The sequence below is a fragment of the Azotobacter tropicalis genome, from assembly GCF_059739045.1.
This window is the reverse complement of sequence record NZ_AP046059.1, coordinates 2912271-2932376: the sequence shown is the minus strand read 5'-3', so window position 1 is coordinate 2932376 and position 20106 is coordinate 2912271. Positions and strand designations below refer to the sequence as shown.

At 69.8% G+C, this 20106-nt stretch carries 14 protein-coding genes and 2 pseudogenes; 10 read left to right on the top strand and 6 right to left on the bottom strand.

Annotation, left to right across the window (positions count from 1 at the left end; translation table 11 throughout):
- Position 1: 1 nt before the first annotated feature.
- Positions 2-361: a DUF5064 family protein gene (locus Atro_RS13945; protein WP_497923170.1), complete on the bottom strand. Its 360-nt coding sequence runs from the start codon at positions 359-361 to the stop codon at positions 2-4.
- A 242-nt stretch (positions 362-603) separates the two neighbouring features.
- Here Atro_RS13945 and Atro_RS13940 point away from each other — a divergent pair, with 242 nt between their 5' ends.
- The 10 genes from Atro_RS13940 to Atro_RS13895 all read left to right on the top strand — a co-directional run bounded on the left by Atro_RS13940 (position 604) and on the right by Atro_RS13895 (position 13862).
- Positions 604-2769, top strand: coding sequence for a DUF3141 domain-containing protein (locus tag Atro_RS13940; RefSeq protein ID WP_497923168.1), 2166 nt, complete (start codon positions 604-606; stop codon positions 2767-2769).
- Positions 2770-2970: 201 nt separating this feature from the next.
- A complete protein-coding gene (locus Atro_RS13935; protein WP_497923166.1) occupies positions 2971-3924 on the top strand; it encodes a phosphate acetyltransferase in 954 nt (317 codons plus the stop codon).
- 4 nt (positions 3925-3928) lie between these two features.
- Positions 3929-5113 carry an acetate/propionate family kinase gene (locus Atro_RS13930; protein WP_497923165.1) on the top strand — a complete coding sequence of 395 codons (1185 nt, stop codon included), beginning with the start codon at positions 3929-3931 and terminating at the stop codon, positions 5111-5113.
- An 18-nt stretch (positions 5114-5131) separates the two neighbouring features.
- On the top strand, positions 5132-5914 hold the full coding sequence (fabI, locus tag Atro_RS13925; RefSeq protein ID WP_497923163.1) for an enoyl-ACP reductase FabI: 783 nt from the start codon (positions 5132-5134) through the stop codon (positions 5912-5914).
- Between the two features lie 14 nt (positions 5915-5928).
- The gene (locus Atro_RS13920) at positions 5929-7224 is read left to right on the top strand and encodes an efflux RND transporter periplasmic adaptor subunit (RefSeq protein ID WP_497923162.1); all 1296 of its coding nucleotides are present in this window, start codon (positions 5929-5931) and stop codon (positions 7222-7224) included.
- A complete protein-coding gene (locus tag Atro_RS13915) occupies positions 7221-10430 on the top strand; it encodes an efflux RND transporter permease subunit (protein WP_497923160.1) in 3210 nt (1069 codons plus the stop codon). Before Atro_RS13920 ends, Atro_RS13915 begins: the two co-directional genes overlap by 4 nt.
- A gap of 1 nt (position 10431) precedes the next feature.
- Entirely contained in the window at positions 10432-11046 is a 615-nt protein-coding gene (locus tag Atro_RS13910) for a paraquat-inducible protein A (RefSeq protein ID WP_497923158.1), read from the top strand.
- Complete coding sequence (locus Atro_RS13905; protein ID WP_497923156.1) at positions 11043-11669, top strand: paraquat-inducible protein A; 627 nt, start codon at positions 11043-11045, stop codon at positions 11667-11669. Before Atro_RS13910 ends, Atro_RS13905 begins: the two co-directional genes overlap by 4 nt.
- Positions 11662-13278, top strand: coding sequence for a PqiB family protein (locus tag Atro_RS13900; protein WP_497923155.1), 1617 nt, complete (start codon positions 11662-11664; stop codon positions 13276-13278). Before Atro_RS13905 ends, Atro_RS13900 begins: the two co-directional genes overlap by 8 nt.
- Positions 13275-13862 carry a PqiC family protein gene (locus Atro_RS13895; RefSeq protein WP_497923153.1) on the top strand — a complete coding sequence of 196 codons (588 nt, stop codon included), beginning with the start codon at positions 13275-13277 and terminating at the stop codon, positions 13860-13862. Before Atro_RS13900 ends, Atro_RS13895 begins: the two co-directional genes overlap by 4 nt.
- A 13-nt stretch (positions 13863-13875) precedes the next feature.
- Here Atro_RS13895 and Atro_RS13890 read toward each other — a convergent pair whose 3' ends face one another.
- The 5 genes and pseudogenes from Atro_RS13890 to Atro_RS13870 form a co-directional block, all read right to left on the bottom strand.
- Positions 13876-14985: an AI-2E family transporter gene (locus tag Atro_RS13890; RefSeq protein ID WP_497923151.1), complete on the bottom strand. Its 1110-nt coding sequence runs from the start codon at positions 14983-14985 to the stop codon at positions 13876-13878.
- Positions 14986-15136: 151 nt separating this feature from the next.
- Complete coding sequence (locus Atro_RS13885; protein WP_497923150.1) at positions 15137-15580, bottom strand: ion channel; 444 nt, start codon at positions 15578-15580, stop codon at positions 15137-15139.
- A gap of 12 nt (positions 15581-15592) precedes the next feature.
- Positions 15593-16635 (bottom strand): annotated as a pseudogene (locus Atro_RS13880) (DUF2955 domain-containing protein).
- Positions 16625-17758, bottom strand: coding sequence for an HlyD family secretion protein (locus Atro_RS13875; protein ID WP_497923148.1), 1134 nt, complete (start codon positions 17756-17758; stop codon positions 16625-16627). The pseudogene Atro_RS13880 and the gene Atro_RS13875 overlap by 11 nt, the downstream one beginning before the upstream one ends.
- A pseudogene (locus tag Atro_RS13870) lies at positions 17751-19270 on the bottom strand (TolC family protein). The gene Atro_RS13875 and the pseudogene Atro_RS13870 overlap by 8 nt, the downstream one beginning before the upstream one ends.
- Positions 19271-20106 lie beyond the last annotated feature (836 nt).

Below are 20106 nucleotides of genomic sequence, written 5' to 3'. Positions count from 1 at the left end.
CCTAATGAGGGAGATGGTCGAGGTCGACCGGATCGCCCGGATGCAGCCCCAGCTTGTTGCGGATGTCCTGGAACATGGCGTCGTACTCGCCATGCTCGCGCAGGACCGGCCCGAAGCGCGGCTGGAAGCCGTTGCGCACGGCGATCTGGGTCAGCGCGTTGAGGAAGTCGAAGGCCATGTCGCGGTGCAGCTCGCACTCATCCGCAAAGGACCGGCCGTCGATCTCGCCCTCCATGCGCAGGTGCAGCATCGGCCCCTGCTTGGGATCTTCGCGCACCTCGTAATAGACATCGCAGGTGAAGGCCTGGCGGTTGAGCTTGTCCACCTTCTGCTCGCGATGGACATGACCGGGTGTGAACATGGGAGTCTCCTTGCAGTGTGAAAACGCGATCCGGGGAACCCTCCCACTGCCGGCCGGCGGGTTCCGCCCGGACTCAGTGTAGGCACTCGGTCATCGCCTGCGCCGGCAGGATGACATCCGGCGCAGGCCGGACCGGACCACGGGCGGCAGCGGCCGGGAAACGCCCGGGAAAACCCCGACGAGCGGTATGGCCAAGCGGGTGACGCTGCCTAGACTCAGTCTCGGATCACGACATTTGGGGCATGAGCATGGACATCGCAGCCCGGCTGGCACGCAGCCAGGACATTTCCGGCAAGGCCGGGAAGCTCTTCGAGAAACGCACCCGGTTTGCCCGGGAGCAGTTCCAAGAGCGGATGCGCAAGGCCTGGGAAAAGGAAATGGCCGGTCCGACGGCCAAACCCTTCGCTCCCTTCGCACCCTGGAGCCTGTGGAACGCCTGGTATCGCTACGGCGTGGACGCCGCCCAGCGTTCGGTGCTGTTCTGGGACACGCTGCGCCAGCGCGGCGACGACTATCTGGAGCACCTGCAGCAGGGTCAGCCGCCGCTGCTGCATTTCGACCACGAGCCGGTGCTGGACGCGCGCACCTTCGAACGCCCGGTCAACTACGCCCTGCTGCGCATCCTGCCGCCGGCCGGGGTGCAGGTGGACCCCAAGCTGCGCCCCTACCTGATCATCGACCCGCGCGCCGGGCACGGCCCGGGGATCGGCGGCTTCAAGGACGACTCCCAGGTGGGGGTGGCCCTGCGCGCCGGGCATCCGGTGTACTTCGTGATCTTCTTCCGCGAACCGGAGCCGGGCCAGACCCTGCTCGACGTATCCGCCGCCGAGCAGCGCTTCGTGCGCAAGGTGCGCGAGCTGCACCCGGACAGCCCCAAGCCGGTGCTGGTCGGCAACTGCCAGGGCGGCTGGGCGACCATGATGCTGGCCGCCTCGGACCCGAACACCGCGGGCCCGGTGGTGATCAACGGCGCGCCGATGTCCTACTGGGGCGGCGCCTGGCAGCAGGGCGAAGGCGACAACCCGATGCGCTATGCCGGCGGGCTGCTCGGCGGCAGCTGGCTGGCCTCCTTCGCCTCCGACCTGGGCAACGGCCGTTTCGACGGCGCCTGGCTGGTGCAGAACTTCGAGAATCTGAATCCCGCCAACACCTTCTGGGACAAGTACTACCACCTGTTCGCCAACATCGACAGCGAGCCGCCGCGCTTCCTGGAGTTCGAGCGCTGGTGGGGCGGCTACTTCCTGATGAACCGCGAGGAGATCGAGTGGATCACCCGCAACCTGTTCGTCGGCAACAAGCTCTGGGACGGCGAGACCCGCAGCGGCAACGGCCAGGCCTTCGACCTGCGCGACATCAAGTCGCCGATCGTCCTGTTCGCCTCCCTGGGCGACAACATCACCCCGCCCCAGCAGGCCTTCAACTGGGTGGCCGACGTCTATGGCAGCACCGAGGAGATCAAGGCGCGCGGCCAGGTCATCGTCGGCCTGCTGCACCGGGACATCGGCCACCTGGGGATCTTCGTGTCGGGCCGGGTCGCGCGCAAGGAGCACGCGCAGATCGTCGAGGTGCTGAAATCCATCGAGATGCTGCCGCCCGGCCTGTACGGCATGGACATCCACGAGCGCCCCGGCAGCGGCGGAGCGGTGGAGTACGAGGTGACGTTCCAGGAGCACCGCCTGGAGGATGTCAGCGCCCGCCTCAACCGCCTGCAGCGTGCCGACGAGAAGCCCTTCGAGGCGGTGGCCGCGCTGTCCGAGTTCAACCAGCGCGCCTACCAGATCTTCGCCCAGCCGCTGGTGCAGGCCCTGTCCAGCGAGACCTCCGCCCGCCTGATGCGGCAGCTCCATCCCCTGCGCGTGCAGCACTGGAGCTGTTCGACGCGCAATCCGTGGCTGTGGTGGCTGGCCCCCGCCGCCCGCGCGGTCGAAGCGCAGCGCCGGGCGACGGACACGGACGACCTGCCGCACCGCAGCGAGCGGCTGGCCTCCGAGCTGATCAGCGCCTCCCTGGACTATCACCGGGCGATGCGCGACGCCCTCAGCGAGGCGCTGTTCTTCCAGATCTACGGCACCCTGTTCGCCCTGTACCTGTCCGAGCGCCCTGATATGGAGCGACCGATCGCAGCCGGCGGGGCCACCGAGGCGCAGGAGCTGCCCTTCGTCCAGGAGGTCCTGGCCGCGATCGGCGAAGGCGGCTACGACGAGGCCTGCGCCCGGGTGATGGTCCTGCTGTCGCGCAAGGGCGAGCTGCCCCTGGCGCGACTGGCGGCGAAACAGGAAGTCGCCCGCGACCATGCCGACCTGCTGCCCCAGTTGCCACCCGAGACCTGGCGGCGCATCCGCGGCGAACAGGAGATCATCGCGAACTACGCCCCGAGCAGGCTCTCGCCACCCTGCCGGCGCTGCTGAACGAGCCGGCCGACCGCGACCGGCTGCTGACCCTGCTGGAACGGCTGATCAAGGACGAGCGCGTCCAGCGCTCCGAGCCCAACGCCGAACAGCACGCCATGCTCGAACGCATCCGTGGCGTGCTGGGCCGCGAGCCGGCCGCCCGCAAGCGCGTCGCTGCCGCGAAAAGAGCCTGATCTTTCCCGCTTTGGAGAGTTTCCGATGACCGCTCCCCACGAAAAATACCGGCGCCTGATCGACTACTGCAGCGCCCTGCCGCCGATGCCGACGGCGGTGGCCTGGCCCTGCGACCAGAGCGCCCTCGAGGGCGTGGTGGATGCGGCGAAAAGCGACCTCATCGCGCCGATCCTGGTCGGCCCGCGGGAGCGCATCGAGGCGCTGGCCGCCCAGCACGGCCTCGACATCGCCGGCCTGCCGATCGAAGAGGCCCCCTACAGCCAGGCCGCCGCCGCCCGCGCCGTGGCGCTGGTCCGCGAGGGCCGGGCCGAGGCGCTGATGAAGGGCAGCCTGCACACCGACGAACTGATGGGCGCGGTGGTCAAGCGCGACACCGGACTGCGCACCGCGCGCCGGGTCAGCCACTGCTTCGTGATGGACGTGCCGGGACACGAGGACGCCCTGATCATCACCGACGCCGCGGTGAACATCGCGCCGACCCTGGCCGAGAAGATGGACATCACCCAGAACGCCATCGACCTGGCCCATGCGCTGCAGGTCGGCCCGGAGCAGAAGGAAGTGCGGGTGGCGGTCCTCTCGGCGATGGAGACCGTCAACCCCGCGGTGCCCTCCACCATCGAGGCAGCCGCCCTGTGCAAGATGGCCGACCGCCGGCAGATCACCGGCGCCGTCCTCGACGGCCCGCTGGCCCTGGACAACGCCATCAGCCTGGAGGCGGCGCAGATCAAGAAGATCGACTCGCCGGTGGCGGGCCGCGCCAACGTGCTGGTGGTCCCCGACCTGGAAGCGGGCAACATGCTGGCCAAGAGCCTGTCCTTTCTCGCCGGCGCGGATGCCGCCGGCATCGTGCTGGGCGCGCGGGTGCCGATCATCCTGACCAGCCGCGCCGACTCGCTGACCACCCGCCTCGCCTCCTGCGCGGTGGCGACCCTGGTGGCCAAGGCCCGGCGCGAGAGCGCCGGCAAGGCGATCGGGTGAAGCCATGCAGCAGGTGATCCTGGTTCTCAACGCCGGCTCGTCCAGCCTCAAATTCTCGCTCTTCGCCGACCAGCCCGGCGAGCCGGAACTCCTGCTGCGCGGGCAGATCGAGGGGCTCAACAGCGCGCCGCACTTCATCGCCAGGGACGCCGCGGGCGCCATCCTCGACGAGCGGCGCTGGGCCGACGGCACCCGCCTCGGCCACGACGGCGCGGCGCACCATCTGGTCGAGTTCCTGCAGGATTACCGGGACCGCTATCAGTTGCTGGCCGTGGGCCACCGGGTGGTCCACGGCGGCCAGGCGTTCGCCCAGCCGGTACGGCTGGACGGCGAGCGGCTGAAGGAGCTGGAAAAGCTCGTCTCCCTGGCGCCCCTGCACCAGCCGCACAACCTGGCGCCGATCCGCGCGCTGCTCGAACGGGCGCCGCAGCTGCCCCAGGTCGCCTGCTTCGACACTGCCTTCCACCGCCGCCAGCCCGAGCTCGCCCAGCTGTTCGCCCTGCCGTCGGCCATCACCGAGCGCGGCGTGCGGCGTTACGGCTTCCACGGGTTGTCCTACGAATACATCGCCAGCGTGCTGCCGACGCTGGCCCCCGAGGCGGCGGCCGGCCGGGTGGTGGTCGCCCACCTGGGTAACGGCGCCAGCCTGTGCGCCATGGCCGCCGGGCGGAGCCTAGCCAGCACCATGGGCTTCACCGCCGTGGACGGCCTGCCCATGGGCACTCGCTGCGGCAACCTCGACCCGGGGGTGATCCTCTACCTGCTGGACGAGCTGAAGATGAACGCCCGCGCCATCGAGACGCTGATCTACAAGGAGTCCGGGCTGCTCGGCGTGTCGGGAATTTCCAGCGACATGCGCGAGCTGCTGGCCAGCGACGCGCCGCGCGCCGCTCTCGCCGTGGACCTGTTCGTCTACCGCATCGGCCGCGAGATCGGCTCCCTGGCCGCGGCCCTCGGCGGGCTCGACGCCCTGGTGTTCACCGGCGGCATCGGCGAGCACGCCGCACCGATCCGCGCGCGCGTCTGCCGCGACGCCGCCTGGCTGGGCGTGGAGCTGGACGAAGCCGCCAACGAGAACGGCGGCCCGCGGATCAGCGCGGCCTCCAGCAAGGTGTCGGCCTGGACGCTCGCCACCAACGAGGAACTGATGATCGCCCGCCACACCCGGCAGACGATTTCGCCCACCTGAAAGCCGAGGAAAAAGGACATGACTCAGGAGACTCCCCGCCCGCTGCTCACGGGCGCCAAGGCGCTGGTGGTCGGCGTGGCCAACGAGCACTCGATCGCCTACGGCTGCGCCAAGGCCTTCGCCGAACTGGGCGCCGAGGTGGCCATCACCTACGCCAACGACAAGACCCGCGGCTACGTCGAGCCGCTGGCCCAGGCCTTGAAGGCGCCGATCTTCCTGCCGCTGGACGTCACCCAGCCGGGCCAGCTCGAAGCGGTGTTCGAGGCGATCGAGCGGCAATGGGGGCGCCTGGACATCCTGGTGCACTCCATCGCCTGGGCGCCCAAGGAAGACCTGCAGGGCGGCCTGCTCGACTCCTCGGCGGAAGGCTTCGGCCTGGCCATGGACATCTCCTGCCATTCCTTCGTGCGCATGGCGCGCCTGGCCACGCCGCTGATGAGCAACGGCGGCACCCTGTTCGCCATGAGCTACTACGGCGCCAACAAGGTGGTGCCCAACTACAACCTGATGGGCCCGGTGAAGGCCGCGCTGGAGGCGTCCTGCCGCTACCTGGCCTACGAGCTGGGGCCGAAGGGCATCCGCGTGCACGCCATTTCCCCCGGCCCGCTCAAGACCCGCGCCGCCTCCGGCCTCAAGGATTTCGACCTGATGCTCAACGAGGCCGCCCAGCGCGCGCCCCTGGGCGAGCTGGTGGACATCATGGACGTCGGCTTCACCTGCGCTTACCTGGCCACTCCCTATGCCCGCCGCCTGTCCGGCGAGACGCTGTACGTGGACGGCGGAGTGAACATCATGGCCTGAGCCGTACACGAGCCATGGGCATCCTGAAGGGCTGGCCGCGCCCGTTGCGTGGCCCCGCAGTCGCTGGCCTGCAAGCAGGCGGAGCGGCGCTTCGAAACCTCGTCTGGCTGGCCGCCGGCCTGGGACTGCTCGCCGCCTGCGGCGAAACCCCCGCCCCGCCGGCGCGTCCGCCCATCGAAGTGACCGCCCAGACGGTGGCCGCCCAGGACACCCCGGTGACCTTCGAATTCGTCGCCCAGACCCAGAGCTCCCGGGAAGTGGAAATCCGCGCCCGGGTCGAGGGCTTCCTGGAGAAACGGCTGTACACCGAAGGCGACCTGGTGAAAGCCGGACAGGTCCTGTTCCAGATGGACCCCAAGCCGTTCGAGGCGGCGCTGCAGTCGGCCCGCGGCCAGCTCGCCCAGCAGCAGGCGCGCCTGGAGATGACCCGGGCCGACCTGGTGCGTATCCGCCCGCTGGTGAAGATCGGCGCGCTGAGCAAGAAGAACCTCGACGACGCCATCGGCAACGAACGGCAGGCCCAGGCCGCCGTGCTCTCCGCCGAGGGCGCGGTGCGCACCGCGCAGCTCAACCTCGGCTACACCACCATCACCTCGCCGCTCACCGGGGTGTCGAGCTTCGCCAAGCTGCAGGAAGGCAGCTACGTGACGCCGGGCGCGGCCGGCCTGCTGACCTACGTGTCGCAGGTGGACCCCATCTACATCAACTTCAGCCTCTCGGAGAACGAGATGCTGAAGTTCCGCAGCGAGATCGCCGCCGGCCAGCTCAGGTTCCCTCCGCACAACGACTTCGAGGTCGAGGTGGTGCTGGCCGACGGCACGCTGGTGCCCGATCGCGGCCGCCTCGACTTCGCCGACTTCTCTTTCAGCGAGGAGACCGGCACCTTCCTGATCCGCGCGGCGGTGGTCAACCCGAAGGGCCTGCTGCGCCCCGGCCAGTTCGTGCGCGCCCACCTCAAGGGCGCGGTCCGGCCCAATGCCCTGCTGGTGCCCCAGCGGGCGGTCCTGCAGGGCTCCAAGAGCCATTACCTGTGGGTGATCGGCGACGGCGGCAAGCCCGAGCAGCGCATCGTGGAGATGGGCGACTGGCACGGCGACGACTGGTTCGTCGCCCAGGGCCTGCGCGCCGGCGAGCGCATCGTGGTCGACGGCGCGATGCGGGTGGCGCCGGGGGTCCCGCTGCAGATCGTCGACGCCCGCCCGGCCGCCGGGGAAGCGCAGCGCCCGCAACGGCCGAAGGCGGCCGAGGCCTGGCCCGGCCAGCAGGAACGGATGAAGACCGATCCGTCCGCCGGGAGACAGGCGCCGTGAGCATCTCCCACTACTGCATCGACCGGCCGATCTTCGCCTCGGTGATCTCCATCGTCATCACCCTGGCCGGCGCGGTGGCGATGCTCAACCTGCCGGTGGCCCAGTACCCGGACATCACCCCGCCGCAGATCACCGTCTCGGCCACCTATCCCGGCGCCGACGCCGAGGTGGTGGCCAACAACGTGGCCGCGCCCATCGAGCAGCAGGTCAACGGCGCCGACGCCATGATCTACATGAACTCGTCGAGCTCGGCGACCGGCAACATGACCCTCAACGTGTTCTTCGAGATCGGCACCGACCCCTCGCTGGCCCAGGTGGACGTGCAGAACCGGGTCAACCTGGCCCTGCCGCAGCTGCCCTCGGCGGTGCAGAGCCAGGGCATCCAGGTGCAGAAGAAGTCCTCGGCGTTCATGATGGTCATCGCGGTGTATTCCCCGGACGAGCGCTACGACAGCACCTACATCGCCAACTACACCAACCTGTACATCCTCGACGCGATCAAGCGCATCCCCGGCGCCAACCAGGCGAGCATCTTCGGCACCCCCGACTACGCCATGCGCATCTGGCTCAAGCCCGACCGCATGGCCCAACTGAAGATCACCGCCGCCGACGTGCAGCAGGCGGTGGCCAACCAGAACCAGCAGTTCGCCGTGGGCCGCATCGGCCAGTCGCCGACCGGCGAGGCGGTGGAGCAGTCCTTCGCCGTCACCACCAAGGGCCGGCTGACCGAACCGGCGGAGTTCGAAAACATCATCATCCGCGCCGCCAGCGGCGGGGCGGCCATCGTCCGCCTGCGCGACGTCGGCCGCGCCGAGCTGGGCCAGAAGGACTACTCGCTGCGCAGTACCTACCAGGGCAAGCCGGCGACGCTGCTGGCGGTCTACCAGCAGCCCGGCGCCAACGCCCTGGACGTGTCCGGCGCCGTGCGGGCGACCCTGGCGGAGATGGAGCAGAGTTTTCCGGCCGGCATCCAATACAAGATCGTGATGGACACCACGGCCTTCACGCGCGCCTCGATCAGCGAGGTGGTGCACACCTTCTTCGAGGCCCTGGTGCTGGTGGTGGTGGTGGTCTACGTGTTCCTGCAGAGCCTGCGCGCCACCCTGATCCCGGTGCTGGCGGTGCCGGTGTCGATCGTCGGCACCTTCGTCGGCATGACCGCCCTGGGCTTCTCGATCAACATGCTGACCCTGTTCGGCATGGTGCTGGCGATCGGCATCGTGGTGGACGACGCCATCGTGGTGATCGAGAACGTCGAGCGCAACATGCAGGTCCACAAGATGAACCCCAAGGACGCCGCCAAGCAGGCGATGGACGAGGTGGCCGGCCCGGTGGTGGCCATCGTCCTGGTGCTCTGCGCGGTGTTCGTCCCGGTGGCCTTCATGAGCGGCATCACCGGCCAGCTCTACAAGCAGTTCGCCATTACTATCGCCATCTCCGTGGTGATCTCCGGCCTGGTCGCCCTGACCCTGTCGCCGGCCTTGGCCGCCCTGCTCATCAAGCCCGCCCACGGGCAGAAGCGCGGCTTCTTCCGCTGGTTCGAGCGCAGCTTCGCGCGCATGACCGAGGGCTACTCCCGCGCGGTGGCCTTCCTGATCAGGCGCTTTCTGCTCGCCCTGCTGCTGTTCGTCGGGATGATCGTGCTGACGGTACTGATGGCGCAGCGCATCCCCGGCGCCTTCCTGCCACCGGAGGACCAGGGCTACCTGCTCGGCGCGATGATCATGCCCGATGCCGCCAGCCTGGACCGCACCGGCGAGGTGGGCCAGGCGGTCAGCGACTACTTCATGGCCGACGAAGCCGTCGAAGGGGTGGCGGTGGTCAGCGGCTACAGCCTGCTGGACAGCCAGAACAAGAACAACGCCGGGGCCTTCTTCATCGGCTTCAAGGATTTCGAAGAGCGCTATCAGGACGAGGAAAGCATCCGGGCGCAGAGCGCCCCGGCGGTCATCAAGGCCGCCGGCCAGAGCTTCTCCCGGATACGCGAGGGCCTCGTGGTGCCGGTCAACCCGCCGTCCATCCCCGGCCTGGGCACCACCGGCGGCATGGAGGTATGGATCCAGAGCAAGGGCGACGGCAGCGTCGCCCAGCTCGCCGAGCTGGTGAACGACTTCGTGGCCAAGGCCAGGCAGCGCCCGGAATTCGGCGCCATCACCTCCACCTTCAACGCCTTCTCCCAGCAACTGCTCGCCGACGTGGACCGGGAAAAGGCCGAAACCCTGGGCGTGCCGGTGGAGGACGTGTACAGCACCATGCAGACCATGTTCGGCTCGCTGTACGTCTCGCAGTTCAACAAGTACAGCCGCCTGTGGCAGGTGATCCTGCAGGCCGAGCCGGCCTACCGCCTCAAGGTCGAGGACCTGCAGCAGATCTACGTGCGCAGCCGCAGCGGCGAGATGGTCCCGCTCAAGGCCCTGCTGACCACCCGCTACGTCACCGGCCCGGACCTGTTGACCCGCTTCAACAACTTCCCGGCGGTGAAGATCACCGCCAGCGCGGCGCCGGGCTTCAGCTCCGGGCAGGCGCTGGCGGCCCTCGAGGCGCTGGCCGCGGAGCTCATGTCCAGCGACTACGCCCTGGCCCTGAGCGGCGAGGCCTTCGAGGAGAAGAAGGCCGGCGGCACCAGCGCCCAGGTGTTCGTCTTCGGCCTGGTCATGGTGTTCCTGATTCTCGCCGCCCAGTACGAGAAGTGGTCGCTGCCGGTCGGCGTGCTGCTGGCGGTGCCCTTCGCGCTGTTCGGCGCCCTGCTGGCGATCCTCTTGCGCGGCCTGGTCAACGACGTGTACTTCCAGATCGGCCTGACCATGCTGGTGGCCCTGGCGGCGAAGAACGCCATCCTGATCTTCGAGTTCGCCGTGCTGAACCGGGAGAAGGGCATGTCGGTGTTCGACGCGGCGATGACCGCGGCACGCGAGCGCCTGCGGCCCATCGTGATGACCTCGCTGGCCTTCATCCTCGGCTGCGTGCCCCTGGCCATCGCCGTCGGCGCCTCGGAGAACAGCCGCCACTCGATCGGCACCGGGGTGATCGGCGGCATGCTGGCGGCGACGGTGATCGCGGTGTTCTTCATCCCGCTGTTCTACTACCTGATCGAGCGGCTTTCCGAGAAGGCCGCGAGCAAGAAACCGGCGGCGGCGCCTGCCGAACCGGCGCTGCCGGGCGGGACGCTGGGCGACGCGCCGCAGCAGCGCCGCGGGGAGGACTGAGATGGGCGTGGCCGAACGACCGCTGCTCGCCTGCCACGACTGCGACCTGCTGCAGCGCGAGCCGCGCCTGCCCGGAGGCGGCGTGGTCCGCTGCCGGCGCTGCGGAGCGACCCTGCTGCGCCGCCACCCGCGGAGCAGCGAGCGCGCCCTGGCCTTCACCCTTGGTGCCCTCCTCCTCTTCCTGATCGCCAACCTGTTTCCCATCGTCGGCCTCAAGCTCAGCGGCGACTACATCCAGACCAGCCTGCTCGGCGCGGCGCAGGTCATGTACGCCAACGACATGCGCCTGGTCGCCGGACTGGTGCTGGTCACCACCTTCGCCGCACCCCTGGCGCAGATGCTGGCCATGACCTACCTGCTGCTGCCGGCCTGCCTCGGACGCCGCCCGCCCCTGGCCCGGTGGGTGTTCCGCGGCATGACCCTGGTCCAGCCCTGGGGCATGCTGGAGGTGTTCGTGCTCGGCATCCTGGTCTCGCTGGTCAAGCTCGCCCACCTCGCCGCCGTGGTGCCGGGGATCGCCCTCTGGTCGTTCGGCGGGGTGATGCTGCTGATGGCCGCGGCGACCGCCGCCTTCGACACCCGCGACCTCTGGGCGCGGCTGGAAGCGGCGCGATGAAGGGCGCGGCTAGCGCCGCCCGCTGGCACCTGGCGACCTGCCATGGCTGCGGCCTGCTGAGCCGCGCAGGCGCGAGCCATGCCGCCCGCTGCCCGCGCTGCGGCACGCCCCTGCACACGCGCAAGCCGGACAGCATCGCCCGCACCTGGGCCTTCATCGTCGCCGCGGCGATCCTCTACATCCCGGCCAACCTGCTGCCGATCATGGAGACCAGCTCCCTGTTCGGCGCCCAGAACGACACCATCATGAGCGGCGTGGTGTACCTGTGGGTGTCCGGCTCCTGGCACCTGGCCCTGGTGGTGTTCATCGCCAGCATCCTGGTGCCGATGGCCAAGCTCTTCGCCCTGATCGTCCTGGTGCTGTCGGTGCAGCTGCATGCCCGCTGGCAGCCGGTGCAGCGCACCCGCCTCTACCGCCTGGTGGAGCTGGTCGGGCGCTGGTCGATGCTCGACGTCTACGTGGTGACCCTGCTGGTGGCCCTGGTGCAGCTCGAGGCCCTGGCGACCATCCGCCCCGGCAGCGGCGCGCTGGCCTTCGGCGCCGTGGTGGTGCTGACCATGTTCGCGGCGATGAGCTTCGATCCGCGCCTGATCTGGGATTCCTTGGAGAAAGACGATGCCTGACGCGCCCGCCCCCGACCTCGCCGCGCTGCCGGAAGCCGAAACGGTGCCCCGCTCGCGCTGGAAGCCGCAACTGGTCTGGCTGGTGCCGCTGGTGGCGGCCCTCATCGGCGGCTGGCTGGCGGTGAAGTCGATCCTCGAGCAGGGCCCGGTCATCGACATCGTCTTCAAGAACGCCGAAGGCCTGGAGGCGGGCAAGACCAAGGTCAAGTACAAGGACGTGGACATCGGCCTGGTCACCGCCGTGACCCTGTCCCAGGACCTCAAGCAGGTGGTGGCCACCGCGGAGCTGGTCAAGGACTTCCAGCCCCATCTGGTCGAGGACACCCGCTTCTGGCTGGTCAAGCCGCGCATCTCCGGCGGCAGCGTCTCGGGGCTCGGCACCGTGCTGTCCGGCTCGTACATCGGGGTCGGCGTGGGCAAGTCGGACAGCGCGCAGCAGACCTTCACCGCCCTGGAGGTGCCGCCGATCGTCCAGCTCGACACGCCCGGCCGGGAATTCGTCCTGCGCAGCACCGACCTGGGCTCCCTGGCGATGGGGTCGCCGGTGTTCTTCCGGCGCCTGCAGGTCGGCCAGGTGGTCGGCTACCAGCTCGACGAGAACGGCCGGGGGGTGAGCCTGCAGATCTTCGTCAACGCGCCCTACGACCGCTTCGTCACCGACAACAGCCGTTTCTGGAACGCCAGTGGGGTAGACATCCGGCTCGGCGCCGGCGGCATCGAGGTGGACACCCAGTCGCTGGCCTCGCTCCTCTTGGGCGGGGTGGCCTTCGAGACGCCGGAGGAATCCATCGCCTTGCCAGCCGCCGCGCCCGACACGCGCTTCGAGCTGTTCGCCAGCCGTACCCAGGCCCTGCGCAATCCCGAGCGCGACGTGCTGAAGATGGTCCTGCTCTTCGACGAGTCCCTGCGCGGCCTGGAAGTCGGCGCGCCGGTGGACTTCCGCGGCATCGCCCTCGGCGAGGTGTCGGCCATCCACGTGGAGCTGGAGCCGGGCAGCCGGCGCATCGTCATGCCGGTCGAGGTCAGCCTCTATCCGGAGCGGCTGCGCCTGCGCTCCCGGGAAAAGGAGCAGCCCCGGCTTTCCGACGAGGAGCGCAAGCGCTTTCTCGAAGAGCTGGTCGCCAAGGGCCTGCGCGCCCAGTTGCGCTCCGGCAACCTGCTCACCGGCCAGCTCTACATCAGCCTCGACTTCTTTCCCCAGGCGACCACCGCCCGGATCGACTGGAGCAGCGATCCGCCGCAGCTGCCCACCACGGTGGGCAGTCTGGGCGAACTGCAGGCGTCCCTGCAGCGCGTCGCCGGCCGGCTGGAAAAGCTGCCGCTGGAACAGATCGGCGCCGACCTGCGCCAGACCCTGCAGACCACCAGCCGCCTGCTGCACCGCCTGGACACCCAGGTGGCTCCGGAGCTGGTGGCCACCCTGGGCGAGGCGCGCAAGGCCGTGGACACCGCCCAGGGCATGATGGCCGCCGACGACCCTCTGCAGCAGGACACCCGCGAGGCGATCCGCGAGCTGGGGCGCACCGCCAAATCCCTGCGCGCCCTGTCCGACTATCTCGAGCGGCATCCCGAGGCGCTGCTCTGGGGCAAGAAGGAGGTCGAGCGATGAAACCCCATGTCCTGTTCCTGGCCGGTGCCCTGGCAGCCCTCGGCGGCTGCGCCAGCGCTCCCGAGGAGCGCTTCTATACCCTCAGCGCCGTGGCCGAGCCGTCGACGGCCACGCGGGCCTATACGGTGAGCGTGGGCCCGGTCAGCGTGCCCGAGGAGGTGGACCGGCCGCAGCTGGTCCTGCGGCGCGCCGCCAACCGGGTGGAGATCGCCGAGCAGGCGCGCTGGGCCGCCCCGCTGCCGAGCGGCATCGGCCAGGTCGTCGCCGCCAATCTGGCACAGCTGCTGGGTGGCGCCCGGGTGGCCGCCTATCCGCAGAGCGCCGTGGCCGATCCCGACTACCGGGTGGCGGTGGACGTGCAGCGCTTCGAATCGGCGCCCGGCGCCGCGGCCAGCCTCGATGCCCTGTGGACGATCCGCAGCACCAAGGGCGTGCTGGTCAAGGCCGGCCGTTCGACGATCGCCGAGCCGGCCAGGGGTGGCGACACCGAAGCCCTGGTGGCGGCCCACGACCGGGCCCTGGCGGCACTGAGCCGGGACATCGCCCGTGCCCTGCCGGCGGCCCGCCCGGGCCCTTCCCCCTGAACGGGAGCCGCCATCAAAGGGAAGGGGCGCCCGGCCCGCCGACTTCGACCTCGGCAGGCTGGCTGTCCACCCACTGCCAGAACAGGCGGTAGCCCACGGCCAGGACGATCGGCCCGATGAACAGGCCGAGGATGCCGCTGGCCACCATGCCGCCGAGCGCGCCGATCAGCACCACCGGCATCGGCACGTCCACGCCGCGGCCGAGCAGCAGCGGTTTGAGCACGTTGTCCACCAGGCCGGCGAGGATGCTGTAGACGGCGAACACGATGGTGGTCAGGCTGGCGCCTTCGCTGGAGAAGACATAGACGATCACCGGCACGGTGATCAGGGTCGCTGGCACCTGGATGATGCCGAGCAACAGGACCGCCAGGGCGAGCAGACCGGCGCCCGGCACGCCCATGAGCACGAAGCCGACGCCGACCAGCAGCATCTGGATGAAGGCAATGCCGAGCACCCCCTGGGCCACGGTGCGGATGGTAGCGGTGCACAGCTCGACGAGCGGCTCGCCCCGTTCCGGGCCGACGATCCGCACGGCGATGCGATGGGCGCTGCGATGGCCGAGCTCGCCGAACGCCATGATGATGCCGGCGATGATCAGCGCGGCGATGAAGAGCAGAAAGCCGGTGCCGATGCCGGCGATCTTGCCCAGCAGGCCGAGCAGCAGCTCGCGGAGCTGCGGCCTGTACTTCTCTATCGAACCGGACAGGTCGGAAGCCGCCTGCTGCCAGAAGTCGTGCACGGGCTGGCCGATCACCGGCCAGCTGGCCACCGACTCGGACGGCGGCGGAATGTGCAGGGAGCCGCTCCTGACGGTTTCCATCACCTGTTGCGCCGAGTCGACGAGCGAGGTGCCGAGCAGGTAGATCGGCACCATCAGGATCAGCAGGCCGACCACCACGATAAGGGTGGCCGTCCGGCCTTCGTGGTGGCCCAGGCGGGCGGCGAGCCGGCGCTGCAGCGGATAGAGCATGACGGCGAGGATCATCGACCAGAGCATCAGCTCGAGAAAGGGCCGGAAGACCAGGTAGCAGTAGATGGTCAGCACGGCGACCAGGCCGGCACGGATCAGTACATCGAGCAGGTTTCTGGAGAACTGTAGGTCGGAAGAAAGTTTGGGCGACATGGAAAAGTCCCTTTTGTGGCTGCACGGCGCGTCCTGTCCGAGCGGTCTGGGCGACTCTTCAACACGCGGAAAGTCGGGCCGAATGCTTCCACTGAGGAAACCGGGCGCCGCTAGAGCATAGTCCAGGCACCGGCATCCGCTCCGCCGCGGCTCATGCCTCGTCGGGCGGTTCGTGCCTGGCGGGCCGGATCAGCCGGCTCAGCACCGCGGTCATCATTGCCGTGGAGACGCCGAACATGAGGATGCCGTTGGCCGCCTCCAGCGCGCCGAGCAGCCGCCAGCGCTCGGACATGACGATGTCGCCGTAGCCCAGGGTGGCGAAGTTCACCGCCGAGTGGTACAGCGCGGTGGCGAAATCGGCGAACTCGCCGACCAGCACGAACACCCAGGCCCAGGCGGCCATCTGCAGGAAGTTGCCGAACATCGCCAGCAGCATCACCACGGCGAGCAGGGCGATCTCCTGCAGCGGCCCGAGCAGCAGCCCGTGGCGCCGGTGAAAGCGCACGTACTGGCGCACGCAGATGCCCACGAAGATCGCCTGGAACAGCAGGCAGACCAGCATGGCGGCGATTCCGATCGACAGGTTGAGCAGCATGGCGGGCTCCTTTCAGGGGCTGGCGAGCGGCCGGCGCGGCTGCCGCCGGTCGATCAGGCGGACCGCCGCGCAGGCGTACAGGGTGACGGCGACGAACAGCCCCATGCGCACCGCGAAGGCGGTGTAGACGTCCTTGCCGGCCGCGCTGTCCTGCACCGACTGGCCGAGCAGGATGATCAGGGTGACGGCGCCGTTCAGCCAGAAGCCCGGGGTCTGCCGGGTGGCGCCCAGGCGGTAGAGGCGGCGCGCCAGCAGCAGGACGAACAGCAGCGTCCACAGGAAGAACATCCACAGGTGCGGGAACAGGCTCAGCGCCGACCAGAACCCCACCGCCAGCAGGCCGCCGAGCAGGGTCGAGCCGAGCAGCTCGCGGCCGGCGTCGCGGGCGCGGGTGGCGCACAGCTGCTGGCCGAGGCTCACCGCCTTCATCACCAGCGGCAGGTAGCTGGCCGGATCGATCAGCGCGAGCAGGAAGGCCGGGATCACCACCAGGGTGGCGCGCAGGGCGATCCAGGCCGCCTCGTCCGGGGCCGGCAATGGCCGGGGGGCGCCCCGCCGGCCCCGGCGGGCTCGGGAAACAGCCAGTGGCCGAGGACCACGGCGAGGCTGCTCAGCAGCAGGCCCTTGACCAGCGCCTCGATGACCGTCAGGGCGAGGGCGAAGTCCGTGGCCCCGGTGGCGGAGACCAGGGTCAGGCCGATGGTCAGGAAGGTCGTCACCAGGGGATTGCCGCCGCGCAGCGCCTGGCGAAAGCTGAGGAACAGGCACAAGGCGACCAGCAGCACGCCGCTGGCCGGGTAGTAGCGCAGCAGCGGGATCAGCAGCAGGCCGCCGCCGGTGGTGACGGCGGCCAGCGCGGCCAGGGCCAGACCGGCCTTGAGGGACAGCGGCTGGTTGCGCATGGCCAGCAGGAACAGCGTCAGCACGGGCGGCAGGAAGGGAATCGGCAGGGCCAGGCCGAAGCTCGCGGCCAGGCAGGCGGCCGTGCCGAAGGCCAGGCGCAGGGCGCGCCGCGGGCGCGGGTCGATACGGCGGACGGGCGCTTCAGTAGGCATAGGACAGCCAGCTCATCAGGCGCAGGAAGGCGCGGCCGAGCGGGTTGAGCGGATTGCCGCGGCGCGGGAAGGCCATCACCTCGGCCTGGCCGCCGACGCGCAGCGCCCGACGCTCACTCAGCTCGCCCGGCGCGAACTCGACGATCACCGGGAAGCGCTGGGCGGCGCGCAGCCAGTCGCGGCTATTCTGCACCGTCGGCAGGCTGCCGGGCGGATTTTCCTGGCCGACGCCGATGCCGAAGCCGATGCTGCGCACGCGGCCCTCGAACAGGGTTCCGGGCAGGGCGTCGAGGACGATCGCCACCGGCGTGCCGGGTTCGAGATGACCGAGGTTGTTCTCGGTCATCTCGGCGCTGATCCACAGGTCGTCGATGGCGATCAGGGTCAGCACCGCCTTGCCGGCGCCGGCGTACTGGCCGACCTCGGCGCGCAGGTCGGTGATCAGGCCCGCGGAGCTGGCGCGCACGCGGGTATTGGCCAGGTCGCGCTCGGCCTGCTCCAGGGCGCCGGCGGCGCTGCGCAGCTTGGCGTTGTCCGCGCCGCTGCCGCCTTCCTGCTCGCGGGCGCGCTGGACCTCGGCGCGGGCGGCGGCGACCTGGCTGACGGCTTGTTCCAGGGTCGCCCGGGCGACCTCCAGGCGGCGAATGGAGATGGTGCCCGGGTCCTCGCGGTAGAGCCGTTCCAGGCGCTCGCTGTCCTGCCGGGCCTTGACCTCGTTGGCCTGCGCGGCGCGCAGCCCGGCCAGCGCGGCGTCGATGCCGGCGGTGCCGGCGCCGACCTGCCGGCGCACGTTCTCCAGCTCGGCGCGCGCCCGTTCGACGGCGATCCGGTAGGGTTCCGCGTCCAGTTCGAAGAGCAGTTGTCCGGCTTCCACGCGCTGGTTGTTGCGCACCGCGACCTGGATCACACGGCCGGCCACTTCGGGCGCGACCCCGACCACCAGCGCTTCCACCCGGGCCTGCTGGGTGTAGGGGGTGTAGCGGTCGGCGAACAGATACCAGAGCAGGCTGAGGACGATCAGCACGAGGGTCCAGCGTACGCCACGGCGGCTGGGATCGGCCGGCGCGGGGGCGGCGGGCGGCGGCGCGGGCGTCTCGATGGGGGGCTGCGGGGCTTCAGTCATGGCTGTCCGCCTTGTCGGAAGAGGGGCTGACCTCGTCCAGCAGGTCGCCCCAGTCGGTGCGTTCGGCCATCTGTTCGCGGCTGGCCGCGTCGATGGGCGGGTGCTCGCTGTACCAGCCGCCGCCGAGGGCCTTGTAGAGGTCGATCAGGCTGTTGATCGCGGCGTTGCGGGTGACCAGGTAGCTGTCTTGCTGGGCCAGCAGGGCGCGCTGGGCATCCAGGACGCGCTGGAAGTCGGTGTATCCCTCGCGGTACTGCGCGCTGGCCAGGGTCAGGGCGCGCTGGGCGCTGATCGACGCCTCGCGCAGGATGCGCTCGCGCTCCAGCGCCTTGACCAGTCCGGTGGCCGCGTCGTCGGCTTCGCGCGCGGCCTGGCGCACCCGGTCGCGGTAGACCTCGATCAGCTGCTGCAGGCGGGCATCCTGGACGCGCACGTTGTTGCGCATGCGGCCGTTGTCGAAGACGTTCCACAGCAGGCTGGGGCCGCCGATGAGATCGCGGCTATCCGAGCTGCCGTCCAGCGAGCTGGCCGACCAGCCGATGCCGCCCAGCAGGCTCAGGGACGGGTAGAGGTCGGTTTCGGCGAGGCCGACCTGGGCGGATTGCGCGGCCACCTGCAGTTCGGCGGCGCGCACGTCCGGGCGGCGCAGCAGCAGGTTGGCGGGCACGTCGTCGAGCAGGGCGCGGTCGAGCAGGGGCACCAGTCCGGTCTGCCGGGTGAGTTCCGGCAGCGTCTCGGGCGGCTCGCCGACCAGTACCGAGAGGGCATTGCGCGTCTGCCGCACCAGGGCCTCGAACTCCGGCACCGTGCTCAGGGTGCCGAGGTACTGGGTCTTGGCCTGCTGCAGGTCGAGCTCGTCGCTGTTGCCGCTCAGGAACAGGCGCTCGGTGATCTCGAAGCTGCGCTTCTGCCGCTCGGTGTTTTCCCGGGCGATGCGCAGGCGGGCCTCGGCGGTGCGCAGGGCGAAATAGGTTTGCGCGACCTGGGCGCGCAGCAGCACGAGGACGTTCTGATAGTCGGCCTGGGCGGCGAAGTAGGCGGCGTCGGCGGACTCGATGGCACGGCTGTAGCGGCCCAGAAGTCGAGCTCCCAGCCGATGCTGAAGGCGGCGTCGTACTGCCAGGCATGGCGGTCCTGCGGAAAGCGGCCGCCGTACTGGTTCCGGTCGAGGTAGAGCGCCTCGGCGGTGACCTGGCGCAGCTGGGGGCTGAGGCCGCTGAGGGCGATGCCGAGCCGCGCCCGGGCTTCCAGGATGCGTAGGCCGGCGATGCGCAGGTCCGGATTGTGCTGGTCGGCGTGGGCGATCAGCCGGTCGAGCAGCGGGTCGCCGAGGCCCGTCCACCACTGGCGGTTGTCCGGCTGCACGCGCATGGCGCTGGCCTGGGCCAGCATCCCGCTGTCCCAGTGATCGACCCAAGCTTCGCGGGGCGACTGGAAGTCCGGCCCCAGGCGGATGCAGCCGCCCAGGACACAGGCCGCGAGCGGCAGCGAGGAAATGCGCCAGAGTCTCATGTCGGCGGGGTCGGGCGAGCGGCGGGCGCCTAGGGCCGGTTTCCGGCGCATCGCCGGTCGGCGGGGAGGGTCGGCGGCATGAAGGATCCCTTTCGTGGCTGCGCGGCGCGTCCTGTCCGGGCGGTCTGGCGACGCTCCACACGCGCGAAGGTCGGGCCGAATGCTTCCACTGAGAAAACCGGGCGCCGATAGAGCATAGTCCAGCCAGCGAGCCGGCTGTGCGGCATCCGGCAAGGTGCGCGACGGTTCCGCTCCCGAACGACAGGGCTCCAACAATACGACCATCGATACGCACGCGCGGCAGCGCGGGCGTTCGGTTTCCGGTCGAGGTCCCGGCGACGGCGAAAAGCGCTTTCGGCAACGGCAGCGCCATGGCGGATGCGCTCCGTGCCGGATGTCGGCAAGAGCCCCGATAAGCGGCGATACCCCCGGTTGTCTCGATGATTCTCGTCGACCAACCACCGGCCCGGCGAATCCGGCGGCCGGCTCGGGCGTCACCGAACCGCCTCGCCAATGCCGTGCAGAGCCTGCCTATGCAAGCGCGACGGCCCGGCACGGCCACCATGCGCTGCGCTTGCCTCGCTGTTTTTTCAAGTCGCGTTGACGATTTTTTGACGAAATCTTTGTTAATAAGCTTTACGGCGTCTCGCTACGAGGGGCATGCAGCAGCTCTAGCTGGCGATATGGGTCGGCCCCGGAATCGGCTGCGACCAGCCGACACGGCACGCGCCGGGCACGCTTGATGCTTCATCAAGGGTTTTATTTGCACTTCGCAGCGACGCCCAGTTCCTGGACGGACAAGGCTGGAACCCTCCTTGCGCGAAGCGGCCACCCGC